Raw genomic sequence first — 4,748 nt, 5'->3', positions numbered from 1 at the left:
GAAATGACTAAATGCATTTCAGCTCACACTATTAAAAAACAAAGATGCTCAGCCGTCTCCTCATTGTTTACTAGCTAATTAACTATTTCTGCTTTCTAATCTCGATCTTTATTTTACTACATTTGGCCCGGAATTTCTCCCTTCTGGCTATACTTGTTTTGCTAAGATTTTTGCCCAGCATCCCGATTATTGTGCGACTTCATATAGTAAAGAAAAAATGGTGAAGACCAGCTAATGCTGAATCTTCACCATTTTCAATAAATGCTAGTGCTATTAATTTTTGCGGTCCTTAGCACCTGGTTTAGTTGACTGGCTCTCTATTCTTGAGGCTTTCTCCATTCACCGCCTTGTGCAAGTTGGTTCTTACCCAATTCGCTAACGATCACTGAGATATGTTCCTTTGGTGCGCCAGTATCTTCGGAGATGACTCTGGTCACGTCCTTCATCATCTTCTCCAGTTGTTCTGGACTGCGCCCAGCCAACAATTCAATATGTACAAATGGCATTGAGTTATTTACCTCCCTTTTGTCAAAAAGCTATACAGCGTTTACATACCCTTATTATAAACCTTTTGGTATGGTCTTGCCTATACCTTTTTTCAGAATTTCATATTTTTACTATTTAGGTTACACGTGAAACTAGTTGCTCAATTTTTCTTTTAAAAAATCAATCAGCTCTGGCTTGCAGTTTTTCTTGAGCAGCAGCATCCCCTTATCCTGCTCCACCATCAAAACCAGCTCATCCTCGCTTTCGATGAAGTACTTGATATCACTGTAGCGAATCTTCCCCTCACTTTTGTTGGTGATGACTGATACGTAATTTGGATAAAACTCATAGCGGATATCCTGCTCTTGCTGGTGGGTTGGCATCTCCGCGTAAATCTTCTTCAGCTTAGACTTATAAAGGTAGACGATCGCCGATGGATAAGCTACAATGACGATCGCCATCAGGGCGGTCAGGTAGTATTGTTTCATGAGAAACGTTATCACCCCCACCACGATCCAAATGGCTTCGGCGATCATTACGATCCTTCTTCTGCTCTTTTCCGTCACCTTCATCGACATCCGAATGTACTCATCCAGGTTCATGTGCAACTCACTTACATATAACAACTTGTCCACGATTTTTCTCCTTCACTTTTTTCATTAAAAAAGCGTGCCAGCTGACACGCCCCTATCTTATTGTTCTTCCTGACCTGCCTTAGCCTCTGCGTAAAATTCCGCGTTAGCTAAAGACTTGTATGGCTGCAGCCACATTCCGAGAATACCCAAGGTAAAGAAGACTAGAATATACCAGCCAATAAAGGACAGGTTCAGGCAAAACAGCTTCCAGCAGCGGCCCTTCATCAATCGCCAGCTGTCCAAGATTTCGCTCCACACGCTTGTCTGCCGGTTCAAGCGGACATCTTCGTCGATTTCATACACGACAAAGGACAAGCGCAGCTCAACCCAGACGATCACCGCGGTAATAGCAACTGCCAGCAGCCACATGAATAGCACTGAGGAGTTGACCAGCAAGCCGCCCAAGGCGAGAATCAGCAAGATGGACAAAAGTCCTGCTTCAATGATCCCGTAAATCAGCAGCTTCCACAGGTGCTGACTGGATAGTCCACACCAGGCATCTGGCTCCTTGTCGCCTTCATGAATGGCCATCCGCCAGCGGTTAAAAAAGATTTGACCGTTTGACGTTAAGAATGAGGCAATTACTGATAAGATAAAAGAGATCCACCAGTCGCTGCTGTTTTGCGTGGACATCTTGTCTGTCGCATGCGTCAGGGCTGTGGCTAAGACCATGACCAGCCCCATTAACAAGTAGGTTTTCTTCGGTATGGCTGCTAAGTCACCCCGGGCGCGGTCACGATAATCTTTTGCTTTCATTTTTACCACTCTTTCTACTCCGTAAATCCCATGTTTTTCCTTTAATTATAGCATTCCCTTTTGGAGGCAACTCAATGAATCCCACTTTTTCTGAGCCACATCTTTTAACCAACCGCCAAGCCAAGATCTGGCAGTCTCTCCGCCAGGAGCTCTATGCCTGCCGGTCTTTTACCTGGGCTGTGGCCTTTATCTCTGCCGACATCCTCCCTCCATTTAAGCTGGTGATGGAGGAATTGGCTGATAAAAAAGTTTCCGGCACCATCATCACCGGGACCTACCTGGCCTTCAACCAGCCCCGGGTCTTTCAGGAGCTGTTAAAGATCCCAAATCTCAAAGTCTTGATTGCGCCGGGGCCCCTCCACGCCAAAGGCTACCTCTTTGACCACGGCGACTATCAAACCTCCATCGTGGGCAGCGCCAACTTTACTCGCAGTGCCCTTTTGGCCAACCAGGAATGGTGCCTTAAGGTCGATAGTGAAACAAACTCTTCCTTAGTTAATCAGCTAAAAGCAGAATTTGCAGATTTGCAAAAGGATGCTGTGCCTTTAACCCCAGCTTGGCTGGCAGATTATGAAGCCAACTGGGTGCCGGCTCCTAGAGTTGACTTGCGTGTTACACGTGAAACTCAGAAAATTGTTCCCAACGCCATGCAGACGGAAGCCCTGGCTAGCCTGGACCAGCTGCTTAACAATGGCGCCAAAAAGGCACTCGTGGTTTCCGCTACCGGGACTGGCAAGACCTACCTAGCAGCTTTTGCCGTAAAGGCCTACCGGCCAAAACGTTTCCTTTATTTAGTCCACCGGGAGGAGATTGCCCGTAAGGCCTTAGAGAGCTTTTATCGAGTGATTGGCGGTGACAAAAAGGACTTTGCCCTCTTAACTGGCACTTCTCATCAAGAAGCTCGCTACACTTTTGCCACCATCCAAACAGTTAGTCAGGACCAATTTTTAGCTGGGAAAAAGGCTGATGCTTATGACTACATCCTGATCGATGAAGCCCACCGGAGTGCTGCCAAGAGCTACCAGAAGATTTTTGACCACTTTAAACCCGATTTCTACCTGGGCCTGACAGCTACGCCGGAGCGGATGGACCAGCAGGACGTCTTTGCCCTCTTTGACTACAACCTGGCCTACGAGATCCGTTTACCCGATGCCTTGAGGAACAACATGCTCACGCCCTTCCACTATATCGGGATTCGGGACTATGAAGTAGACGGCCAAGTGATCGATGATACTAGTCAATTGTCCCAGCTGGCTTCCAGCGACCGGGTCCGCTACATCTTAAAGGAAATGGACTATTACGGCTATGATGGGGACCGGCCTTGTGGTCTGGTCTTTTGCAGTAGACAAGACGAGGCCAAAGAACTAGCACAAGAATTTACCAAGCTGGGCCAGCCTGCCCAGGCCTTGACCAACCAAGATAGCCCGGCTAAAAGGCAGGCCGCGATCAAAAAGCTGGAGAGTGGTGCACTCCACTACCTGATCACAGTTGACCTTTTTAACGAAGGCGTGGACATCCCTGCCTTAAACCAGATCGTCATGCTCCGCAATACTCAGTCAGCTACGGTCTTCATCCAGCAGCTGGGCCGGGGGCTGCGGCTTTTTCCGGGGCAGGACTTCGTCACAGTCCTCGACTTTATCGGCAATTACCAGAACAACTACCTGATCCCCCTCGCCTTGTCTGGCAAGCGAATTTCACGTGATCAATTGAAGTACCAGCTCCGCACTGTCAGCTTTGCAGGGCTGTCAACCATCAACTTCAGTCAGATTGCCGCTGAAGAAATCCTCCACTCTCTAGACCAGGTCAAGCTGGACTCCTTAAAAGAACTGCGCGAGGCTTATAAGGAAAAGAAAAAGCAACTTGGTCGAACACCACTCCTCTACGACTACCGGGATAAGTACTCGCCCCTCTTGTGGATCGAAAACGGACGTCTGCCCCACTACGGCGCCTTTTTATCTAAGATGGGAGAAAAAATTACACTTAATTCCCTTGAGAGCAAGATTCTTTCCTTTGTTACCAAAGAACTGGCACCAGGGCAAAGGCCACATGAGCTGCTTTTACTCAAGGCTTTACTAGCAAGTAAAGAAGGCAGCATCTCAGATTCTGACTTTCACAGGCTCTTGAGAGACCACGGCTGCTACGATTCAGCTGAGCTAGAAGAGTCGGTTGAGAAAGTTCTAAGCTTGGATTTCTTCGACGTCAAGGTGGGCAAGACGACCCAGAAGGAAAAATATGGTAACACGTCCTTGGTTTCACATGAAACATCCTGGATCTTGTCACCTGCTCTTGCCTCTGGCAGTCCTGATTTTAAAAAGCTTGTGAGTGACGCCATCCAAACTGGCCTCTACCTAGCAAGGGACACTAGCCCCCAAGACCAGTTCACCCTCTACCACTACTATGACCGCAAGGATGTCTGCCGCCTGCTCAACTGGCCCCTGGACGTCAGCCGGCCGATGTATGGCTACCGGCTCTCTGGCGATGTCTGTCCAATTTTTATCACCAATAAAAAGGAAGATACTGAACAAAGGAACAGCCGCTACGACAACCACGCATCTGGACAGGTCCTCACCTGGTACACCCGGTCGCCGCGTCACTTAACTTCACCAGAAGTGGTCGGCCTCTTGCGGGGCGTTGAGAACGGTGCGCAAGTAACCAAGCTGCCGATTTTTGTCAAAAGAAGCGACGCCTACGGGAAGAGGTTCTGCTACCTAGGCCTAGCCAAGATTGTGCCAGACTCAGTCGCGGAGGTTACCTTAAAAGGCAAAAGTACGGTCAAGATGGATCTGCAGCTGGTTACTCCCCTGCTGGCTAAACAATTTGAGCAATTATTTGAAGACTAAAAAAAGGAAGTTCCACGTGGACAATGTCATT

The 4,748-nt window shown here is 48.1% G+C and carries 4 protein-coding genes; 1 reads left to right on the top strand and 3 read right to left on the bottom strand.

The genetic code is table 11. The features are described 5' to 3' along the window. Positions 1 to 317: 317 nt before the first annotated feature. The 3 genes from FC20_RS09085 to FC20_RS09075 form a co-directional block, all read right to left on the bottom strand. A complete protein-coding gene (locus tag FC20_RS09085) occupies positions 318 to 506 on the bottom strand; it encodes a 2-hydroxymuconate tautomerase (protein ID WP_008461616.1) in 189 nt (62 codons plus the stop codon). A 132-nt stretch (positions 507 to 638) separates the two neighbouring features. Further along, the gene (locus tag FC20_RS09080; RefSeq protein WP_008461618.1) at positions 639 to 1,121 is read right to left on the bottom strand and encodes a YcxB family protein; all 483 of its coding nucleotides are present in this window, start codon (positions 1,119 to 1,121) and stop codon (positions 639 to 641) included. A 57-nt stretch (positions 1,122 to 1,178) separates the two neighbouring features. Next, positions 1,179 to 1,877 carry a DUF975 family protein gene (locus tag FC20_RS09075; RefSeq protein WP_008461620.1) on the bottom strand — a complete coding sequence of 233 codons (699 nt, stop codon included), beginning with the start codon at positions 1,875 to 1,877 and terminating at the stop codon, positions 1,179 to 1,181. Between the two features lie 74 nt (positions 1,878 to 1,951). On the opposite strand from FC20_RS09075, the gene FC20_RS09070 reads away from it, so the two are divergent. Then, positions 1,952 to 4,717: a DEAD/DEAH box helicase gene (locus FC20_RS09070; protein WP_008461622.1), complete on the top strand. Its 2,766-nt coding sequence runs from the start codon at positions 1,952 to 1,954 to the stop codon at positions 4,715 to 4,717. Positions 4,718 to 4,748: the final 31 nt, after the last annotated feature.

Origin of the sequence: Lactobacillus equicursoris DSM 19284 = JCM 14600 = CIP 110162 (genome assembly GCF_001434815.1) — a bacterium.
Taxonomy (GTDB): Bacteria; Bacillota; Bacilli; order Lactobacillales; family Lactobacillaceae; genus Lactobacillus; species Lactobacillus equicursoris.
The sequence above is the reverse complement of the archived record's forward strand: the minus strand, read 5'-3'. Positions and strand labels throughout refer to the sequence as shown.